The sequence below is a fragment of the Pantoea latae genome (genome assembly GCF_002077695.1).
In the GTDB taxonomy this organism is placed as follows: domain Bacteria; phylum Pseudomonadota; class Gammaproteobacteria; order Enterobacterales; family Enterobacteriaceae; genus Pantoea; species Pantoea latae.
Map to the genome: position 1 here is coordinate 38,214 of NZ_MWUE01000037.1, position 21,347 is coordinate 59,560.

11 protein-coding genes are annotated in these 21,347 nt (G+C 62.5%); 5 read left to right on the plus strand and 6 right to left on the minus strand.

The genetic code is table 11. The features are described 5' to 3' along the window. Positions 1-112: 112 nt before the first annotated feature. The 6 genes from B2J69_RS21990 to mgtA form a co-directional block, all read right to left on the minus strand. Entirely contained in the window at positions 113-736 is a 624-nt protein-coding gene (locus tag B2J69_RS21990) for a hypothetical protein (RefSeq protein ID WP_143806328.1), read from the minus strand. Continuing rightward, the gene (locus B2J69_RS21995; protein WP_081142388.1) at positions 726-10,469 is read right to left on the minus strand and encodes a two-partner secretion domain-containing protein; all 9,744 of its coding nucleotides are present in this window, start codon (positions 10,467-10,469) and stop codon (positions 726-728) included. Before B2J69_RS21995 ends, B2J69_RS21990 begins: the two co-directional genes overlap by 11 nt. A gap of 12 nt (positions 10,470-10,481) precedes the next feature. Beyond that, entirely contained in the window at positions 10,482-11,009 is a 528-nt protein-coding gene (locus B2J69_RS22000) for a toxin-activating lysine-acyltransferase (protein WP_081142390.1), read from the minus strand. Between the two features lie 2 nt (positions 11,010-11,011). Beyond that, positions 11,012-12,706, minus strand: coding sequence for a ShlB/FhaC/HecB family hemolysin secretion/activation protein (locus tag B2J69_RS22005; protein ID WP_081142392.1), 1,695 nt, complete (start codon positions 12,704-12,706; stop codon positions 11,012-11,014). A gap of 260 nt (positions 12,707-12,966) precedes the next feature. After that, on the minus strand, positions 12,967-13,053 hold the full coding sequence (gene mgtU / locus B2J69_RS24575; protein WP_407944765.1) for a magnesium transporter protection protein MgtU: 87 nt from the start codon (positions 13,051-13,053) through the stop codon (positions 12,967-12,969). A 10-nt stretch (positions 13,054-13,063) separates the two neighbouring features. After that, on the minus strand, positions 13,064-15,760 hold the full coding sequence (gene mgtA / locus B2J69_RS22010) for a magnesium-translocating P-type ATPase (protein WP_081142394.1): 2,697 nt from the start codon (positions 15,758-15,760) through the stop codon (positions 13,064-13,066). 606 nt (positions 15,761-16,366) lie between these two features. Here mgtA and B2J69_RS22015 point away from each other — a divergent pair. Genes B2J69_RS22015 through B2J69_RS22035 form a run of 5 tightly spaced genes read left to right on the plus strand, consistent with a single transcriptional unit; the run spans position 16,367 to position 21,331 of the window. Beyond that, complete coding sequence (locus B2J69_RS22015; RefSeq protein ID WP_081142396.1) at positions 16,367-17,935, plus strand: ABC transporter substrate-binding protein; 1,569 nt, start codon at positions 16,367-16,369, stop codon at positions 17,933-17,935. Continuing rightward, complete coding sequence (locus B2J69_RS22020) at positions 17,935-18,987, plus strand: ABC transporter permease (RefSeq protein ID WP_081142398.1); 1,053 nt, start codon at positions 17,935-17,937, stop codon at positions 18,985-18,987. The genes B2J69_RS22015 and B2J69_RS22020 overlap by 1 nt, the downstream gene beginning before the upstream one ends. After that, on the plus strand, positions 18,984-19,838 hold the full coding sequence (locus tag B2J69_RS22025) for an ABC transporter permease (protein WP_081142400.1): 855 nt from the start codon (positions 18,984-18,986) through the stop codon (positions 19,836-19,838). The genes B2J69_RS22020 and B2J69_RS22025 overlap by 4 nt, the downstream gene beginning before the upstream one ends. Next, positions 19,828-20,661 carry an ABC transporter ATP-binding protein gene (locus B2J69_RS22030; protein WP_081142402.1) on the plus strand — a complete coding sequence of 278 codons (834 nt, stop codon included), beginning with the start codon at positions 19,828-19,830 and terminating at the stop codon, positions 20,659-20,661. The genes B2J69_RS22025 and B2J69_RS22030 overlap by 11 nt, the downstream gene beginning before the upstream one ends. Next, positions 20,654-21,331 carry an ABC transporter ATP-binding protein gene (locus B2J69_RS22035; protein ID WP_081142404.1) on the plus strand — a complete coding sequence of 226 codons (678 nt, stop codon included), beginning with the start codon at positions 20,654-20,656 and terminating at the stop codon, positions 21,329-21,331. The genes B2J69_RS22030 and B2J69_RS22035 overlap by 8 nt, the downstream gene beginning before the upstream one ends. Positions 21,332-21,347: the final 16 nt, after the last annotated feature.

Genomic DNA, 21,347 nt, shown 5'->3' on the forward strand with positions numbered 1-21,347 from the left:
TTTATCTGGCTTTAAAATACTTTTCGTAGCCATGTCATCTTTATTGACTTTTGTTTCAACGACTATCGTCCCATAATGTCAAACCAAATTATTCCTGTGACTCTTCCGCCGCCTAATTAGCAATCAAATTCAGAATCTCTTCCTTATTACCCATGGCAGCAATTTCACAAGATGGTTCGTCAAAAAAACCTAAGGCAAAAAAAACCACGCCTCCCTCTCTCCAGGTTTCGTTCATCCAGTAGGACCGCCCCTCTCCATAATCAATTTTTTTAAGTTTATATCTACTTATAGCAAAATAAACATTATTTTCAGCATTTATCAGGCTACTGATCACTCCCTCCTGAGATAAATCAATTACCCCAACTCCTGAAATTTTTAGACCATCATTATTTTTTCTAATAAAGCTAACCTTATCGGATATACCTTCTATGTTAACACCTCGATCTTGAAGCAGCCCCCATAACTTTTTATGATTAACCATAGCACTATCAGGCTGCGCAGCCGAAAGCTCAACTATAACTGTCAACTTAACCCCCTCTAATTCATCAAGCAATAATAACCTCTTTATCATCAACTTTAATAAGCTTTCGCTACCTTCCCTTCTAGTCCGGTTAGTAATCTCCCAGCTAACCGCAGAGATATTCTTTCCCGTTATAGAGTAACGGCCATGAAAATCAGCTATGTCATTTGCAGAAGAAATATCCTCTGCGCATCTCGTAAAAATATTAGTAGTCATAATGATTACCTTTAGGGTCGTTAAAATGCGATCCTCGATTTTGAGGATTATCCTCACCAAAAAAATGTCCGCCAGCATCATCTCTAATATATATCTTTTCTGTACCGCCACCTGATTTTGGCACATCAAATTCATATATATATCCGGGTTGTGGATTGCCGCGTTTATCTACGTTTGGATGAACCTTGCTCGGGCTTTGGCTAACTGGGATGCCTGACTGACGTTTAGCCTCATTAAACGCTCCTGCTCTTGCGCTTCCTTCAGGAGATAAATTTGCAGGTCTGTCACCTTCAGCCAGATAGGTATAATCATTTTTATCCTGTTCAAAAATCGGTGTTACCGTTGTATTCCCCCCCGTATCTGGCACACCTTCAGTATTTCCTGTATGGATTACTCCCTGTCCCGGCGACCGATCCGGCGTAACCAGTGACGTTCCTTTAGTTTCATCCGCAGCCGGATTAACCAGCTTTCCACCCGTCAGATCGTCATTAACTGGCACCGTTTCGGTTTTGCTGCCTGCTTCATTCGTATGCTGCTGGCTCTGCGCCGATACTATTGCCATCAGGACGCAGCCGGTATTTGCCCGGCATGCCGCATCCAGTCCTTCTTTTACCTTCTTAGTCAGCGCCAGCGCCGCCTGCTCGTTTGCACCGCCTTTACCCGCTTCGGCCATCGCCGCCGAGTTCAGCGTTTCTTGTGCCAGCATCTGCTGCAACATGCCCGCGCTGAACATATTGTTACTGATTTCATTTTGGCCAGCCTGCGCGCCTGCGACCGCGTCAGCTGCTGAGTTACCTGTAAGGCCGCCCGCGAGGCCTGCCGCAACCGTGCCCAGTGCGACCAGCGTCTGCTTCTGCTCCTCGCTTAACTGGCTTACCGGCACGTTGCCATACAGCGCATTCTTGATGGCTTCACCCATTGCCGCCGTGGTCGCTGCGCCAGCCGCGCCGGACAGCGCTGAGTTGCCCTGTGCTGCAGCAATCACTCCGGCTACGGCCGCATGAGCCATGATACGGCTGGCTTCATCCGGCGCGGTTTGTTTGATGACTTCCGCCAGGTAAGGCGCCGCCGCCCCGCTGGCCGCCTGCGCCAGGTTGCCACCCGCCAGACCCTGCACCGCCGCCGTCGCCGCCTGAATGCCCTGCTGGATGGCGCTTCCGGTGCCCCACTGCTGCTGGGCGGCCTTATAGCTGTCCGTCGCCGTCAGCTTCTCGTTGTACTTCGCCCAATCTTCCTTCGACGCGCCTTCGCCCGGCTCGTTTATGCCGTTCTTCGCCAGCTCCGCCTTACCGGCGTTCGTGGCCCGTATCTGCCCCTCCGTCCGGGCGATATCCGCCGCCTGATTGCCAATCTCACCAATCAGCTGCGCCTCCTGCAGCCGGTTCTGCTCTTTTTCCTTATCAAATATTGGCGACAGCGTCTGGTTCGCATGCTCCACGTCCCGGCTCAGCCCGCTCACGTCCTGCGCCTGATTGTCCCGGTCGCGGATAACTATCGCGCCCTCGCTCACCGCCGCCTTCGTCACCGAGCTGTCGCTGCCGCTGTGGTTCGCTCCTACCAGCAGCCCGTTCGCCATGTTTCCGGCAAACTGACCGGCGATGCTGCCGCCCGTGCTGATGCCCGCGCTCTGGTGCTCCACCTTATAGTCCGCGTGGTTCCCGATGTCGCTGAACCCAAGCGTCCCCGTCTCCAGCCGGTTTTTATCCGCCGTCGCGGTGGAGCCGATTACCGCCCCGTCCAGCTGCGTGTGCTCTCCGACGCTCACGTCAAAGCCGCCCTTACCCGCGAAGATGCCGGTCTGCTCCTCCACGCTCTGCCAGGTGCTGTGCATCTTGTCGCGCGAGGCGTTGACGCTGGCCGAGCCGGTCATGGAGCCAAAAGTAAAGCTGCCGCCCGCGCTGGCGCTCTGCTGCTTCGAGTCGTAGCGGTCGCTGTCCTGCTCGCTCGCCAGCGTCAGGTTGCGGCCCACCTCCGCCTTCACCTTCTCGCCGCTCACCTGCGCGCCCTGAAGAGTGGTGTCGCGCCCGCTCACCATCGTTACCTGGCTGCCCGCGCTTACCTGCGTCTCAGTGTAGGTGACGCCGCTGCCCTGCTCGCTGCCTTTGCCCTTGTTGACGCTGGCGGAGACGCTGATGCCCCAGCCGCCCTGGCCCGCGCCGATGCCCACGCCCAGGCTGCCGCCGTGGCTCTCGTTTTTCCCCTCCAGCGAGGAGGTATTGGCGGCCGACAGCAGGTTCAGGTCACGGCTGGCCGACAGCAGCACATCCTTGCCGGCCTGCAGCTGGCTGCCCTGCACCGTCAGGTCGCCGTCGGCGCCTTTCACGCCGCTGCCGCGCGCCACCACGCTCAGGTTGTCCCCCGCCGTCAGGCTGCTGCCCTGGGCGGTGCGCTGCTCGCTGCGCTGCGTGGAGGTAGAGGACTGGCTGCCGTAAGAGAGGCTGACCCCGATAGCATTGTTGTTCTCCGGGCTGCTGCCCTGCGCCGCCGCCAGGCGCGCGGCCTGCGTCGCCTGCACGCCGCTGAGCGCGGCTTTAGTGCCCTGCAGCGCCGCCAGCCGTCCGCTGTCGGCGGACTTCGCCTCCTGCACCGTCTGCGCCGCCGTATTGAGCGCGCTGCCCACCGTGCCGGAGAGCGCCAGCGTCAGGCCGGAGGTTTTCTGCTCGACCTTGTGCGTCTGGCTGCTCTGGTTCTCCGCCGCGGTGACGCTGACGTCGCGCCCGTCCAGCGTGAGGTTTTTGCCGGCGATAAGTTCGGAGCCGTTAACGTCCAGACGGTTGCCCGCCTCCAGCGTCACGTTGCCGTTTACGCTGCCGACGGTGCTGCCCTGGTTGGTCAGCTCCTGCGCCGTGTCGCTGGTTTTCATGCTCTGCGTGCCGTAACTGAAACCAATGCCGCCGGTGCCTGACAGCCCGCTCTTTTTCTCCTGTGCCAGGTGCTGTTCGCTGTTGCGCTCCGTCGCGCCCACCACGCTGAGGTCGTTGCCCGCCTGCAGCGCGACGTCGTGCGTGCCCGCGATCTGGCTGCCCTGCACGCGCAGGTCGTTGCCTGCCGCTACCGTGACGCTGTCGCCGCTCAGCGCGCTGCCCTGCGCCGTCTGGCGCGCAATCTGGTCACGCGTGGTGGTGGTGCTCTTCGACAGCCAGCCGCTGCTGCCGGTCACCTTATGCCGCTCGTCCAGATCCTGGGTGTTCTCACCATTCGTCAGCGTAACATCCTGTCCGGCGGTCAGCGCCAGCGCGAGGTCGGCCGACAGGGTGGCGGCGCGCGCCTTAAGATCGTTGCCTGCCAGCAGCGAGACGTCGCCTTTGCCCACCACTTCGCTGCCAATCTCCTGCGTATTGCCCTGCTTCAGGCTGTTGTCGCTGTCCCAGACGATATCGTCGCGGCTTGCAGTGGTGACGGTAGTAAGGCTGAGGTCGCGGCCCGCATGAAGCACCGTCTGGCTCGACTTGCCGCTGTTGACCACCTGCGCCGCCGTCAGGTTGATATCACGTCCCGCCTGCAGGATCAGCCTGCCGTCGTCGCCCTGCACGTACATGCCCGCCACGCTGTCGACGGTGGTGCGCGCAAAGCTGTTGTCGCCGCTGCGGCTCTCGACGCTGCGCGTGGTGCTGATGGCGTTGATATCCCGTCCGGCGCTGGCCAGCAGCGCGTCGGTGCCCTGGATTACGCCGCCGATGTTGTTGATATCGGTGCGGGCAGTGAGATCGACGCTGGCGCCCTTGATGGTGCCCGCCAGGTTAGTAATATTGTCGGCGCTCAGCTTCACCACCTCGCGTCCGGCCAGCGTGCCGCTGTTAAACAGGCCACCGCCCAGGTTCAGATTGAGGTTGCGGCCCGCAATCAGCGCGCCGCTGCCGTCGACATCGCCCGGCTGAACGCGCGCGTAAACCTGCGGCACCAGCACCGTCTGGCTGGAACCATCCGGCAGCCTGACCTGCGCGTTCACCAGCCAGACAATATCTTTGGTCAGCAGCGCCATCTGCTGCGGCGTCAGCGCCACGCCGAGCGTCAGGTTGTACTGCTGGCTGAAGTCGATGGCGTTGTTCATCAGCGCCTTGTACTGCTCTTCGTCGTTGCTGTAGCCGTCCAGATAACGCTGCCCGGTCAGGTTGATCACCTGTTCGCGGATCAGGCGCTGCTCGTAGTAGCCGTCGCCCAGCCGCTTCAGGAGGTTGTCGCTGTTCTGCGTCAGCTTCTCCTGCATATAGTCGCTGCTCAACCACTGCTTCTCCTGGGTAAAGCGCGGATCGGTTTCCACCAGGTATTTGCCGCCAGGCGACGGATTGGTTTTAAACAGGCTGTTGTCCGGCAGGCGCGTATCCGGCCCGACAATGCGCACCACGCGTGCCGCTTCGCCCTGCTGCGGCGCGACGCTGCTGGCGACTTCAAAACGCTGCCCCGGCTTCAGGGCGGCGGCGGCGATAGCGGGCAGCGCGCCGCTATCGACCGCCTGCCAGTCAGGCGCAAGTGCGCTGCCCGCCACGGCGGCGCTGACGCCGCCGGTATGGCCGATTGCCGCGTCGGTGCCCTGCGCGCTCTGTGGCGCCAGCGAGACTGGCGTGCCGCTGATGTCGCCGTGATCGACCAGCTGGCTCGGCTTCAGCGCAATCGTCTCGATTACATCCGGCGGCGAATATCCCGAGGTATCTTTGCCCTGGCTGTCGCCGCCTTTATGGCGGATGCGGTAGTAGCTGGTGACCTTACCAACGTCGGTCGTGATGCGCTGACCCGCCACCTCGACGTTATCGAGCTCGCCCGCGTTCATCGTCAGCGTGTTGCCCGCTACAATCTGGCTTTTATCGTTGAACACCTTATCGGCGTTCACCGTCATATTGCCGCCCGCGATGATCTTCGCCGGATCGCTTTCGGCGATCTGCGTCTCCTGCACCGTGCGGGTGTAGTCATACTGGGTAAAGCGGTCGTGGTTGCTGCCGGTTTTGCCCGGCGTGTTAAGGTTCAGCAGCGAGTCGGCGGAGTTGCGATCGACAAAGACGCCCTCTTCGCCCGCTTTCCAGCGCACGGTGTCGCCCGACTGCTGATACTCGGTGATCGCCTCTGTAGAAACGGTCGCCAGCTCGGTGCTGAAATGGTCGTTGACGTTATTGATCTGCCCAGCGTCAATCTGCATATCGCCCGCCGACTCGATGGTGGCGCTGTGGTTGTTGAGCGTGTCGGCCCTGCCGGTCGCCAGCCCGCTGGCGTCCAGCTGCCCGCCCAGCGCCATATGCCCCGCGCTGTAGATCAGACCGTGATCGCGGTTGTTCAATATCTGGACGCCAATATCGACCCGCTCGCGCCCCGCCAGCGTGGCGGCGGTGCCGTTTTCCGCCAGGTTATTGAAGGTGCTGGCCTGCACGCCGACCGTATCGCCGTAAATCCGGCCACTGCCGATATTGGTTAAGGTGCCGGCTTTGAGCAGCGTCTGCTTGCCGTCGATCAGGCCGTAGTTGGTGAGCTGCCCGTTGAGGGTCAGCCAGTCCTGCCCGGCATTGATCTCGCCGCTGGCGGCGTTCAGCAGATTGCTGGCGCGCAGATCCAGCTTGCTGCCCGCCAGCAGTTTGCCGCTGTTGACGACGTCGCCTGGCGTGGTGAAGTTGAAGCTGCCGTTGGCGATCATCTCGCCGCTGTTGTTCAGGCTCTGCTGGCTGAGCAGCGTGATGTCGCCGCGCGACAGGATCTGGCCATCTCCACTAATGCGATCGGCGCGGATCAGCAGCGATCGCCCCGCCTTAACGCTGCCCGCACTATTGGTCAGCGTCAGGCCGTTGCCCTGCAGCAAAAGATCCTCTCCGGCAGACAGCTCGCCCTGGCTGTTGTCGACGCTGCCCCGGCTGTTGATGGTCAGCTGCCGGTCGGCCAGCAGCGTGCCGCGCTGGTTGGCGATGCTGTCGCTGGTGACGTTGAGGTTTGCCGCTTCGATGCCCTGCTGCGCGCCCTGGGTATCCTGGTTATTGAGCTGCAGCGCATTGAGCACGGCGGTCGCGCCGCTGCGGATAAGACCGGCTGCGTTATCGATCACGCCCTGCGCGCTCGACAACAGCAGATCGCCAACGCTCTGGATCTGCCCGCCGCGGTTATCCAGATGCGCAGTGGTAAGACTGGCCGCCTGCTCGCTCACCACGCGCCCGCCATTGCGGTTATCCAGCTCGCCGCTTTGCAGGCTGAGGTCGCCCTTCGCGCCCAGCGTGCCGCCCTGATTGTCGATATCGCTGCTTTGCAGGCTAAGATCGCCCAGGCTGTAGAGGGTGCCGTTCTGGTTGTCGATGCCCTGGCCGTGGCTGTCGACGAGCACGCTACCGCCCTGCAGCAGGCCTGCCCTGTTATTCAGCGGCGATGCGGTATCGAGACGCAGCGCATTCAGCATCGATGCGGTGTTAAGGCGCGGCGCGTTCTGCGGCGATGCGATGTCGAGGCGAAGCTGCTCCTGCGCCACCAGCGTGCCAGCTGCATTATTCAGGCTGCCCGCCGCCAGCTGCAAGCCTTTTCCGCTCAGGGCCAGCCCCTGCGCGTTCTCTATCTGCCCGGCGCGGATCAGCATCTCGCCCTGGCTGGTCAGCCCGCCTTTCTCGCCGCTGTTCTGGTTAAGCAGCGCGTCGACGCCGATATCGAGACGATCGCCGCTCTGGATAAGGCCGCCGTCGCTGTTGTCGAGCGTGCCGCCGCGCAGCGTCAGCGCCTGCTGCGCCGCCAGCTGCCCGCCGCGGTTATCCAGCGCGTCGACGCTCAGGCTGCCTGTGTCGCCGCTCGCCACCATGCCCTGGCCGTTAAGCAGCTCGTCGGCCATGACGCGCAGCGCCTTGCCCGCGCCGATCGTGCCGCTCTGGTTATCGAGCCGCTGCGCCGCCTCCAGCGTGAGCCCCTGGCCCGCTTTGATGGTGCCGCTCTGGTTGCTGACGCTGGCCGTGACGGCGGAAAGCGCCGCCTGCGAGGCGAGCGTGCCGCGCTGGTTATCCAGCTGCGCGCCGTCTAGCTGGAGATCGCCCTGGCTGGCGATAAAGCCCTGCTGGTTGTCGACCGCGCCAACGTTAAGCGCGAGCGTGCCCAGGCTGCTGATGCCGCCTTTGCTGCCGCTGTCGCGGTTGCTCAGCGCGTAGCCGTGCGTGTCAATACGGGCGTCGCCGCCCGACTGCAACAGGCCCGCGTCGTTGGTCAGCGCGCCGTCGCTCTCTATCTGCAACTGCTGTTTGCCCACCAGCGTGCCGCCGCTGTTGTTCAGCGTCTGCGTGGTCAGCTGTGCATCGCCGCCGCTCGCCAGCATTCCCTGACGGTTATCCAGCTCGCCGCTGCGCAGCGTCAGCGCGCCGGAACTCAGAATGCCGCCGCTGTCGCCGCTCAGCTGATTGCTCAGGCGCGCGCCGTGCGTGTCGAGCAGCAGATCGCCGCCCGCCTGCAGCAGCCCGCCGTCGTTGTTGAGCGCGCCGCTGTCGCTGCGCAGCGCGCCTGATGCGGCGATGACGCCGCGCTGGTTATCCAGTGCGGCCTGGCCTAGCCCCAGCTGAAGGCTGTCGCCCAACAGCGTGCCGTTCTGATTCTCCAGCCCGGCGGCATTAAGGGTCAGATCGCCCTTCGCCTCAATACGGCCCGCCTGATTCGCCAGTGCCTGCTGCGTGGCGAGGCTGGCGGCGCCGGTTGCCGCCGACGCGCGGCCCTGGCGGTTGTCCAGCCGATCGGCGTTCAGCCTGAGGTCGCGACTGGCCGCCAGCTCGCCCTGTTGATTGTCGACCGTGCCGCTGACCTGCGCCGTCAGGCTGCCCTGCTGCGCGGCGACGATAGCGCCAGAACGGTTATCCAGCGCCGCGGCCTGGAGGTCGATATTGCCGTTGCCCGCCAGCTGGCCGCCCTGGTTATTCAGGGTGCCGCGCGTATGCAGCCGCATCGCGCCGCTGCCGTTCTGTATCAGCTGGCCCTGCTGGTTCGACAGGCTGTCGACCTCGGCGTCGATCTGCTGCGCGGAGGTCGTTCCCATCTCGAGGTTGAACTCGCCGCCGCGCAGGCTGAGCTGACCGCTGGAGAGCAGTTTGCCGTCGCCGCCCTGCAGACTGCGCGCGTTGATGGCCAGCGTGCCGCTGCCGGCATGAGCGATCTCGCCGGACTGGTTATTCAGCGTATCGGCGTTGAGAGTGAGATTACCGCTGTTGGTGGCGAGGCGTCCGCCGCGATTGTTCAGGCTGCCCGATAGCGTGAGAGAAAGATCGTCGCCGCCGGTTTGGCTGATCTCGCCCTGCTGGCTGGAGAGATCGCGCGCCTGCAGATCGAGCTTGCTGGCGGTCAGCACGCCGCCGTCGTTATCCAGCATTTTGCTGGCGTGGGCAGCCAGCTGCTGCTGCGCAACGAGCATGCCGCCGCGCGTAGCGATGTCGCCGTCGCGCGCTTCGATCGTGATGTTTTTTCCCTGCGTGCGGCTGCCGCTGAGATCCAGGCGCTGGCCGCGCGCGGTCAGGCTGCCGCCCGCCAGGTTCTCGCCCTGCGCGCTCAGCGCGCCATCGGCGGCGAGCGTCAGATCGCCTGAGTCGCCGAGCCTGCCGTCATCCTGTACGCCTGCGGCAAGAATGCCTGACGTCGCGCTGTTGAGACGAGCGGCCTGCAGCGTCACGTTATGGCGCGCGGCGACCGAACCGCTATTCTGCACCTCCGCCGTGCTGGCGACCGTGGCGCTGCCGCCGGCGAAAAGCGCGCCGCTGTTGCTCAAGCCTTCTCTGGTGGTGACCTGCAACTCGCCGCTGCTGCGTATGCTGCCGCTGTTTTCGATGCGGCCATCGGCGGTGATGGTCACCGCGCCGGCCTGCGCGCCGATGCTGCCCGCATTGCGCACGCCGACGCCCGCCTCAGTGCCAATCAGGCGGATTTTTCCGGCATACATGCCGCCGAGGCTGGAGACGTCCAGCGCCACCTGCGGACGCGAAGCGGGCTCGTCGCCCTGTTTTGCCACCTGCTGATGCGCCGCATCCACCTGGTTGCGTCCAGTGGTGACGTTCAGATCCTTAGCCCAGACGCTGGCGTTAATTTTCACCGAGTGGGCGATAATGTCGGTGTAGTCCTGGCGCGAGCTGTCCATTCCCGCGCCTTCAACCGCCACTTCGCCTCGCTCGACGTTAAAACCGGTGAGGTTGCCGTTAGTCATCTGCGCCTGGCCGGTGGTGAGCGTGGCGCGGTTGGCGTTGATAAATCCGCAGCCGTTACAGGTGATGCCGGAGGGGTTGGCGATCACCACTTGCGCTTTTTGCCCCGCCACTTCGACAAAGCCGTTCAGGCGGCTGGGATCGCGCGAGTTAACCTCGTTGAGGATAACTTTGGCCTCGCCTCGGGCGAGCCAGGGGTTGCCGCTCACCATGCCGCCCAGTTCAGTCTGCACGTTTTTGTGGGAGTTATTAAGAATGGCACCCTGCTGCCCAACGTCGAACTGGCTGTAGCGGTTGCGCGACACCCCGCCGGCGGAAGGAGTCTGGATATTAATTTGCGGCGTGCCGTTGGCGCTGTTGATAATGGTCGGCTGCTGACCGCCAGGCGCCTGCGCATCCGCGACGATAGCGGCGCTGGCGGGCTGGATCACGCCCATCGCCAGCCAGAGGCTAAAGCTCAGCGCGCCTACCCGGCCGACCAGACGGCTAATCGTGCAACCTACGCCCGACGAGCGAGCGCTACCAGCGCGGCCCGAACGGGCGATATCGGCCACCACCATCAGCATGCCGCGCGCTTTGTTGAAAATAATGCGGTAGAGGTTTCTGTTCATCTACTATCCCTGTCAGATTTGCGGTAACTCCAGCGCCAGCGGATGCGCCTGCCGCCAGCGTTTAGCTGCCTCATGGCTGACGCTGCCGCCATGAAAATTCAACACGCGCTTGCCGCGCTGCTCGCCGCGATGATCTAACGCCCGCCAGCAGGCGTGAGGAAAGAGGTCGCGCCGTATCAGGCGGCTCATCGCTGCGGTATGGCCAAAGGGCGCAATCCAGTCACAGCACCACATGCGAGCGCCGCTGTTCCAGTCCTCGGGCGGAAAATGGATGGCGGGCAGTTGGAGATAGCGCGCTTCGGCTTCCTCGTTCAGCCAGGCCCAGCTAAAGAAAAAAACCGGCTTGCCCGCTTCTGCCGCCAGCACGTACTGCCGCTGTTTGATAATCGGCAGCAGCAGCGTCGGCAGCGCGTGCAGCGGCGCGTCGCGATGCAGCGGCGAATGCATCCAGAGCCAGACCGCGGCGCCCAACACCTCCGCTTCGCGCGCTTCACCGCCGAGGATCAGCGGCGATGAAATCTCATAGTTTCCCGCGCGCATGCTCAGTAGCTCCAGTTGAGGTTGAAGCCGAGCGTGACGCTGCTGGTGCGCAGGCCGTCTGGTTTTGACAGCGGCGTGCCGATAAACAGGTCATAGCCGGTGTTAAGGGCCTGTCCACGCAGCCCCGCCACGCCGCCCCCCAGATGCTGGCCGGTGAGCAGCTCACTGCCTGCGCCGCCTACCTCGCCATAGTCCGCGCCGAGATAGAACTCCTGCGCGGGCAGCGGCGTGCTCCAGGCGATGTCGTTGCGGACAAACCAGCCGCGACTGGCGTTAAGGGTGCGCTCGCCGTCAAAGCCGCGCACCGTCCAGCGGTTACCGATGGAGAACTGCTCCTGTGGCGTGAGCGGTGTGCTGCTCATCTGGTGCAGATACTGCATGTTGTAACGAAAACGCTGATCGCCGATGCGGAACGGCAGGTTGAACTGGGCGTTAAGCTGCACGATTTTGCTCAGCGCCGTCGCCTCGCCGAAAGTCTCTTCCGGCGCCGGCTGGGCGCCGAACCAGCGGGTGCCGCGCTGATAGCTGACGCCCGCGTCCAGTGTCGCCTGCTGGATATAGTGACGATGCTGCAGGCCGATACGCCAGGCGGCGGTTTGCCGCCGCTGCACCTCCACCTCGGTGTCGTTGATATAGTTACGGCTTTGGCGCGTCAGCACATCGTAGCTCAGCGACGTTTTCTGCGAGCCGCTGCGGTGCAGCACCCGGCTGAGCTGTAGATCGAGGCTTTTGCTTTTGCCACTGTAGCGGTAATCCTGGTTTATCCCGGCCACCGTCTGGTGATAGTCGTAGTCGCTGCCGGTTACTGAGAACATCCAGTAGCCGAACGGCACTGAATAGTGGCCGGTGAGGTTTTTACTGCCCTTGCCGCCCTGGCCCTGTAGATCGTGCGTGGCCGAAAGATAAAACAGATCGCTCAGGGCGAAAGGATTATCGAGCGACAGCGTGACGCCGCCCAGATAGCGTCCGGTGCTGCGCGTGCCGGAGTCATCCAGCGAGGCACCGAGGCGCCACATTTTCTGCTGCTTCCAGCGCACCTGGATGTCGCTCTCGCCAGGCTGTTCGCCGGGCACCACTGCCATATCCGCCTGCACGGTCGGCAGCCGCTGAAGATTCTCCAGCCCCTGTTCAATATCACGCAGATCGAGCAGATTGCCTGCGTGGGCGGGAAAGGCGCTGTAGAGCCAGAGGTAGCGGTCGCTCTCCGGCGTCAGCTTCGCCTGCCGCACGTAGCCGGGCACGATCACCAGCCGCAACGTCCCGCTGTTGAGATCCTGCGAAGGTGCCAGCACGCGCGTGGTGACATAGCCGTGATCCACCAGCCGGTTTTGTAGCGTGCTCATCAGCAGGTTAATGCCTTTCGCGCCCAGGCAGTCTCCCTGCGCCTGGCTGGCGATACGGGCCAGCGGCAGCCAGCGCGGCAGCGTCTCTTGTCCCTGCAGCTGGACGCGCGCGACAGGAAAACAGGGTTTTTCAACGGGAAAATTGATGCGTCCGAAGCCCGAAGCTGGCGGGGAAAGGCGCACGTCAGGTGCTTTCGGCTCGATTTGCTGCTCCAGAGCCTGCTGGCGCTGCTGCTGCTGTCGGAGCTGCCTGTTTCCATCTTGCAGCGGATCGGCCGCGGCCGCCTGCATGGTGAAAAAGGCGCCAGCCAGCAGCGTAAAAGAGAGCGAAATACATTTATGCTGAAAATACATCAGACAGTCCCTGTCGCGTAAAGTAATCGTAAATTATGTTAATTTAAGTAAAACTGGCTGCGTATTATGCATAATTTAAGCACAACGGCAACTCGCCACTGCTGGAATTTCAGTCTAAATGTTTAAGCTATTTTACGAGTTTGTGTAAAAAAGTAGAGCACAGGCAGGAGGGTTAAAGCGGGGAGATTAATACCAATATTAATTTCAGGCGTAACCGTGCCGGGAAGGGACAAGCGGCGAGTCACCTCGCCGCCTCTGGTTTATCGCAGGAATACCGTCAGCAGAATCAGCACAATCGCGATCGCCACAACGCCGACGAAGGCGCGGTCAAGTCTTGCTCTTTTCATCGCCGTCCTCCTAGAACCACTGGCCAAAACGGCGAATGTAAAGCGTCTTCATGCCCTGCGCTACCAGACAGTAGCCGAACAGGGTCGCCGCCAGCCACGGGAAATAGGCGAGCGGCAGCGGCACCAGCCCGACCATTGCGCCGAGCGGCGAGAAGGGAATGGCGATGCCGAGCGCCATAATGGCACAGGTGGTCAGCAGCACCGGCAGCGCCGCGCGGCTCTGAATAAAGGGGATCTTTTGGGTGCGCAGCATATGCACCACCAGCGTCTGCGACAGCAAGCCCTCCACGAACCAGCCTGACTGAAACAGCGACTGCGCGCCCGCGTGGTTGGCGCCAAAGACGAACCACATCAGCGCAAAAGTGCTGATATCAAACAGCGACGAGGTCGGCCCCATCCACAGCATAAAGCGGCGGATGTTGCTGGCGTCCCACTTGCGCGGCTGGCGCAGAAACTCCGGGTCCATTTTGTCCCAGGGCAGCGCCAGCTGGGAGATGTCGTACATCAGGTTCTGCAGCAGCAGATGAATCGACAGCATCGGCAGAAACGGAATAAAGGCGCTGGCGATCAACACCGAAAAGACGTTGCCGTAGTTTGAGCTGGCGGTCATGTTCAGGTACTTGATGATGTTGCCGAAGGTTTCGCGCCCTTTCAGCACGCCCGCTTCCAGCACGCGCAGATCCTTCTCCAGCAGAATAATGTCGGAGGACTCTTTGGCGATATCCGCCGCGCTGTCGACCGAAATCCCCACGTCGGCGTCGCGCAGCGCCGGCGCGTCGTTAATGCCGTCGCCGAGAAAGCCGACCGTGTGGCCGTTCTGCTGGAACAGGCGCACCAGGCGCGCTTTCTGCGGCGGCGTCAGTCTGGCGAACAGACAGCTCTGCTCGGCGGCCTGCGCTAGCGCCATATCGTTCATCGCGTCAATCTGGTCGCCGGTGAGCAGCGCGCTGGCGTCCAGTCCCACCTCGCGGCAGATGCGCGCGGTGATAATTGGGTTATCGCCGGTCAGCACTTTGACCGCCACGCCGCTGGCGCGCAGCGCCTGAATCGCCTGTGCCGCGCTCGCTTTCGGCGGATCGAGGAAGGTCAGCATGCCCTCCAGCGTCAGCTCACGCTCATCCTGCTGCGTCAGCGGCAGCGCCGTTTCTCCTTCGCGCGTCGCCAGCAGCAGCACGCGGAAGCCCTGCTGGTTGTAGGTTTCCGCCTGCGCCTGCAGCGCCGCGCGCCGCGCTGCGCAGAGCGGCAGCCGTTCGCCGTTGACGCGAATACTGTCCGACACGGCGAGCATCTCCTCAACCGCGCCTTTACAGATCAGCAGCGGCTCGCCCTGCTGTAGATCCTCCAGCAGCACCGACACGCGGCGTCGGGCAAAATCGAAAGGCAGCTCATCCTGTTTGTGATAGCGGCTGCGCTGCGCCTCGCTGACCTGCGCCTCCCCTGCGCGCGTCACCGCGCGATCCATCGGATTTTTGCTGCCTGTCTGGCTGCTGCTGTTTAGCCAGGCGAGCAGCAGCACGCGCGCATCCTCTTCGCCGGCGCAGTTAAAGGCGTGCGACAGCTGGATCTCATCCTGCGTCAGGGTGCCGGTTTTGTCGGTGCAGAGCAGATCCATTGCGCCAAGGTTCTGGATGGCGTTCAGCCGTTTAACGATCACCTTGCGGCGCGCCATCGCCATCGCCCCTTTCGCCAGGTTGGAGCTGACGATCATCGGCAGCATTTCCGGCGTTAGCCCCACGGCGACGGCCAGCGCGAACAGCGTGGCGTCGATCCAGTCACCTTTGCTGAAGCCGTTAATCAGCAGCACCACCGGCACCATCACCAGCATAAAGCGGATCAGCAGCATGCTGACGCTGTTGACGCCGCGATCGAAGGCGGTCTCGGCGCGGCTGCCGACCAGCGATTTCGCCAGCGAGCCGAAGTAAGTCTGGCTGCCTGTCGCCGCCACCACGGCGCGCGCGCTGCCGCTGGCGACGCTGGCGCCCATCAGGCAGACGTTATCCAGCGCCAGCAGGCTGTTACCGCCCGGCTGACCGCCGCTGCTTTTCGCCGCCACCTCGGCACTGAGATCGACCTTCTCTACCGGCAGCGACTCGCCCGTCAGCACCGCCTGGCTGACGGAAAGATCGCGTGAGCGGATCAGGCGCACGTCGGCCGGCACCAGATCGCCCGCGCTGAGCAGCACGATATCGCCGGGCACCAGTTCGCGCATGGCGATCTCCTGAGTCACGCCGTCGCGCATCACCGTTGCCGTGGTGCGTACCAGCGACTTCAACGCCTGCGCGGCGCGGTTGGTACGAAACTCCTGCCAGAAGCGCAGCAGCGCGCTCAGCGTCACCATGGTGCTGATAATAATGACGCCGGTGAGATCGCCCGCGTCTCCTGCGCGCAGCGGCAGCCAGTAGTCGGTGAAAAAGCTCACCAGCGCCAGCGCCAGCAGTACGTAGATAAAGGGGTTGTGGAACGCCATCAGCAGCTGCAGCAGCGCGGGCGGCGCTTTCTCCTGCGCCACCTCGTTAGGACCAAACTGCGCCAGCCGACGCTGCGCCTCCTGCTGGCTCAGCCCCTGTTCATGGCTGTGCAGATGGGCCAGCGTCTCTTCGACCGTTCGCGCCGCTTCCTGCTCGATTAAATAAGGTTTTGCGGCGCGGCGCGCAGAGGCACGACTATTTTTTGCCAGCGTCTGATTTTCAAGTTTTAATTCGGACATGATAAATTCTCCCTGTAACAGGCAAAGCGATCCCGGCACGCAAAAATAAGCGTGCGTAATAAAGGAAATATTTACGGGGATGCGTAGCGTGACGGGCGAATAAGCCGCAGGTGTGCTCCTCTCGGCGCAACATCGTATCGACGCGGCGAGAATGCGCAGGCGTAAAACGCAGCCAGTCAGCTACGCGCAGCGAGGAGGAGGAAACAGAGCGTGAGTAAAAAGCAGCATAACGATCGCCTTGCTTTGAACAGGTTATTCAGGAAGCAACCGTTATTAAACAGGATTGCTGCCCGCCGGATGGCAAGCAGCATGGAAATTCAGCTTGCCGGTGTCAGTAAATAATTCGAATGACTGTCCAAGTGAATTCTCCAGAAGAAAGTTGCCGCTATTATAGGCGCGCCGGCTAAAGGGTAAAGCTGAAAAAGAGGCTAAACAGGTTTCGTTGAGGTTCTGTTTCTCTATACTGAGTTAACGCCGGTTTGCCGCCCTTATAACCTGCTCGCTGCACTTATAACTTTTATGAATAAGGTTAGCCAATAATAGACTATTCTTCCCTTAAGCCCTCTCGTACACTCGCGTGACTACTTTATAAGGCAAGGAAATACCATGAAAAAAACCGCTGCTTCTCTGCTGGCGCTCTCGCTAGCAGCCGCCTTTGCCGCACAGGCCGCCACGCCGAAAGATACGCTGGTTATCGCGCAGTCGATTGACGATGCCGACAGCTTCGATCCCGCTAAAGGGTTTGAGCTGACCAGCGTACAGGCCTTTACCAACATCTATCAGCGTCTGGTCCAGTCCGATCCGCAAAACCCGACGGATCTGAAACCCACGCTCGCCAGCAGCTGGCAGCCGGGCAGCGATAATCGCAGCCTGACCTTCGAACTGCGCAAAGACGCCAAATTTTCCAGCGGCAATCCGCTGCGCCCGGAAGATGTGATCTTCTCGCTGGGCCGCGTGGTGAAGCTTAACCTCGATCCCTCTTTTATCCTGACGCAGCTCGGCTGGACCAAAGAAAACGTCGACAGCTTCCTGAAAAAAGTGGACGACAACCATGTGCAGATCAGCTGGACCGCCAACGTCAGCCCAACCTATGTGCTGAGCCTGCTCTCCGCGCCGGTCTCCTCTATCGTCGATGAAAAAACCGTGAAGGCGAACGAAAAGAACGGCGATCTGGGCAACGGCTGGCTGGCGACCAATTCAGCGGGCAGCGGCCCCTATCAGATCCGCAAAGTGGTGCTGCATCAGGTGGTGCTGCTGACCGCTAACCCGACCTCGCCGGGCGGCGCGCCGAAGCTGAAAAACGTGCTGATTAAAAACGTGCCGGAGCCGGCGGCGCGCCGTCTGCTGCTGGAGCAGGGCGACGCGGATATCGCGCGTAACCTGGGCGCCGATCAGATCGCCGCGCTGAAGGGCAAAGCAGGCGTGAAGACGGAAGCGATCCCGATGGCGTCGCTCTACTACATCCAGTTTAACGTCGGCGGCAACGACACCCTGAAAAACCCGGCGCTGTGGGAAGCGGCGCGCTACCTGTTCGACTACAAAGGCATCGCCAACGATCTGCTGAAAGGCCAGTTCGACGTGCATCAGACCTTCCTGCCGAAGGGCTTCCTCGGCGCGGTCAACGCCACCCCTTACAGCTACGATCCTGAAAAGGCAAAGGCGATTCTGCAGAAAGCGGGCCTGACCAACGTCAGCTTCGATCTCTCCACCAGCAACCAGCCGCCCTATCTTGATATCGCCCAGGCGCTGCAGGGCAGCTTCGCCAAAGGCGGCGTGAAGATCAACGTGCAGCCTGGCCTGAGTTCCGAAGTCTCTACCAGCGTGAAGGCGCATAAATATCAGGCGACGCTGAACGCCTGGGGCGCGGATTATTTCGACCCTAACACCAACGCCGCCTCGTTCGCCTATAACCCGGAAGACGGCAGTAAAACCATTGCTTACCGCTCCGACTGGCATATTCCCGAGCTGAACAAGCAGGTGCTGGCGGCGACGGCGGAAAGCGATCCGCAGAAGCGCGTGGCGCTCTATAAAGCGATGCAGGAATCGGTGCTGAAAAACTCACCGTACGTGATCGGTCTGCAGGCACGCAACCTGATCGCGCTGCGCGACAACCTGAAAGGCTACGTGCAGGGCATCAACCCTGACATGGTCTACTACTCGCAGGTTAGCAAATAATGGTGCAGTCAGCCTCGGAGGCCGGGTTCGCCCGGCAACTCTGGCCGCGCCTGTCGCGGCTGGTCACCAGCCTGCTGTCGCTGCTGGTGACGCTGCTCGGGCTGCTGGCCTTTACCTTTATGCTCTCCCACCTGTCGCCAGTGGATCCGGTGCAGCAGATCGCCGGGGATCACGCCAGCGAAGCGACCTACGCGCAGGTGCGCCACGAGCTGGGGCTGGATCAGCCGGTGCTGGTGCAGTTCTGGCGCTATCTGGCGCACCTGGCGCGCGGCGATCTCGGCCTTTCCCACCTGACCAACCAGCCGGTGGCGAACGACCTGATGCAAACCTTTCCCGCGACCATTGAGCTGGCAACCTGCTCGATGATCTTCGCCGCCGTGTTCGGCATCAGCCTGGCGCTGCTCGCCGCCTGGAAACCCGGCAGCGTGATCGACAACGTGGCGCGCTTTATCTCGCTGCTCGGCTATTCGGTGCCGGTGTTCTGGCTCGGCCTGCTCGGCCTGCTGCTGTTCTACGCCGTGCTGCACTGGTCGGCGGGTCCGGGACGGCTCGACGATCTCTACGTCTATACGCTGGAGCCGAAAACCGGCTTCGTGCTGATCGACAGCTGGCTCTCTGGCGATCGCGAGATGTTCCGCAACGCCATTGCTCATCTCTGGCTGCCGGTGGTGGTCCTCGGTTTGCTGGCGATGGCGGGCATTACCCGTCTGCTGCGCGCCGCGCTGCTGGAAGAAAGCAGCAAAGAGTATGTGACGCTGGCGCGCGCCAAGGGCGCCGGTCGCGGCCGCATTCTGCTGCGCCATATTTTCCCTAACGTGCTGGGCACGCTGGTGACGGTGATCGCCCTCTCCTACGCCACGCTGCTGGAAGGCTCGGTGCTGACCGAGACCGTCTTCGCCTGGCCGGGCGTCGGGCGCTATATGACCAACGCGCTCTTTTCCGCCGATACGCCCGCCATACTCGGCTCCACGCTGCTGATCGGCGCCTGCTTTATTCTGCTGAACGCCCTGGCGGACGCCTTAACCTGGTTAACCGATCCGAGAACCCGATGACGCAACAACTTTCCGAACTCGAAACCGTGCGGCCGCGCCGCCGCCGTCGCGTCACCTCGCTGACTATCGGCCTGACGCTGGTGGCGATACTGGTGCTGACCGCCCTGTTCGCGCCGCTGCTGGCGCCTGTCGACCCTAATCTGCAGACCATTTCGGCGCGCCTGCTGCCGCCGTCGGCGCAGCACTGGTTCGGCACCGACGGCTTTGGCCGCGATCTGCTCTCCCGCGTGATCTACGGCGCGCGCCCGACGCTGCTGCTGGTGTCGCTGATCCTTGTGCTGACCATTCCGGTCGGCCTGCTGGTGGGCATCACCGCTGGCTACGTCGGCGGCTGGACGGAGCGCGTGCTGATGCGCATTACCGATATCTTTCTTTCGCTGCCCAATCTGGTGATCGCGCTGGCGCTGGTGGCGATGCTCGGTCCAGGCCTGATGAACGGCGCACTCGCGCTGGCACTCACCAGCTGGCCGCCCTTTGCCCGCCAGGCGCGCGCCGAAACCCTGGCGCTGCGCCGCAGCGACTATCTGGCCGCCGCGCGTATGCAGGGCATCACCGGGCTGCGCCTGATGTTTGGCCATATTCTGCCGCTCTGCATGCCGACCGCCGTCGTGCGCGCCGCGCTGAGCCTCGGCGGCATTATTCTCTCCGCCGCCGGTCTCGGCTTTCTCGGCATGGGCGTACAGCCGCCGACCGCTGAATGGGGCTCGATGGTGGCGGAAGGCAGCAAAGTGATTTTCGACCAGTGGTGGGTCGCCGCCGCGCCCGGCGCGGCAATCCTGTTCGCCAGCCTGGCCTTTAACCTGACAGGCGACGGCCTGCGCGACCGACTGGATACCCGCCATGCCAAATGATCTGTTACTTCACGCCGAGTCGCTGAGCATTCGCAGCGACGACGCGCTGCTGGTGGACGACATCAGCTTCCGCATCGGCCGCGAGCGCGTAGCGCTGGTAGGCGAATCCGGCTCCGGCAAATCCCTGACCGCCCGTTCGCTGATGGGCCTGCTCTCGCCAGCGCTGCATCTGCATGCGCAGAAGCTGGAGGTGGCGGGCCACGACGCGCTGCGCCTGAGCGAAAAAGCCTGGAGCGCGCTGCGCGGCGATACGGTGGCGATGGTGATGCAGGATCCGAAATATGCCCTTAACCCGACGCGCACCATCGGCTGGCAGGTCGAGGAGCCGCTGCTGCTGCACCGTCGCCTGAGCCGCAGCGAGCGCAAAGAGAAGGTGTGCGAGATGCTCGACGCTGTGGGCCTGCCGCAGCCGCGCCAGCTGATGCAGCGCTATCCGCACCAGCTCTCCGGCGGCATGGGCCAGCGCGTGATGCTGGCGATCGCCCTGATCACCGATCCGGCATTTTTGATCGCCGACGAGCCAACCTCGGCGCTCGATCACGCCATGCGCGATCAGGTGCTGGCGCTGATCCGACGCCTGGTGGAGGCGCGCAATATGGGCCTGCTGCTGATCAGCCACGATCTGCAGCAGGTCTCTGAACACTGCGAGCGCGTGATGGTGATGTACAAGGGCCGCGTGCTCGACACCCTGCCCGCTGCGGAGCTGCCGCGCGCTACCCATCCCTATACGCGCACGCTCTGGTCGTGCCGTCCGAGCAAAGCGACCCACGGCGAAGCGCTGCCGGTGCTGGATCGCGCCGCGCTGGAGGCGAACCATGATTAATCTTCAGCGGCTCAGCGTCGCGCATAAACAGGGCTATGAACTGCGCACCGTGGTGCATGAGGTCGATCTGCAGGTGAACGCCGGCGAGTGCTTCGGCCTGGTCGGCCCCTCCGGCTGCGGCAAGTCATCGCTGCTGTGGGTGATGGCCGGCCTCAATCCGCACTGGCAGGGCAAGATGCGGCTGGCGGGCAGCGACGTCGCACCGGGCAAGCCCTTTACCGGCCAGCTGCGCCGCGACGTGCAGATGGTGTTTCAGGATCCCTACGCCTCGCTGCATCCGCGCCATCGCCTGCGCCGCACCCTGGCGGAGCCGCTAAAGCTGCTGCGCCGCGATAATATCGACGACCGCATCAATCAGGGCTTCCGCCACGTCGGGCTGGATCCGGCGCTGGCGGATCGCTACCCGCATCAGCTTTCCGGCGGCCAGCGCCAGCGCGTGGCCATCGTGCGCGCGCTGCTGCTGGAGCCGAAGATCCTGCTGCTGGATGAGCCGACCTCGGCGCTGGATATGTCGGTGCAGGCGGAGATCCTCAACCTGCTGAACGATCTCAAGCGCGACGACGGCCTGACGATGGTGCTGGTCAGCCACGATCCCGACGTGATCGATCATATGTGCGATCGCGCCGCGCGCATGGCGCAGGGCCGCATCGTCGAGCAGATCGGCGCCTGATGGATCGCGCGCGAGT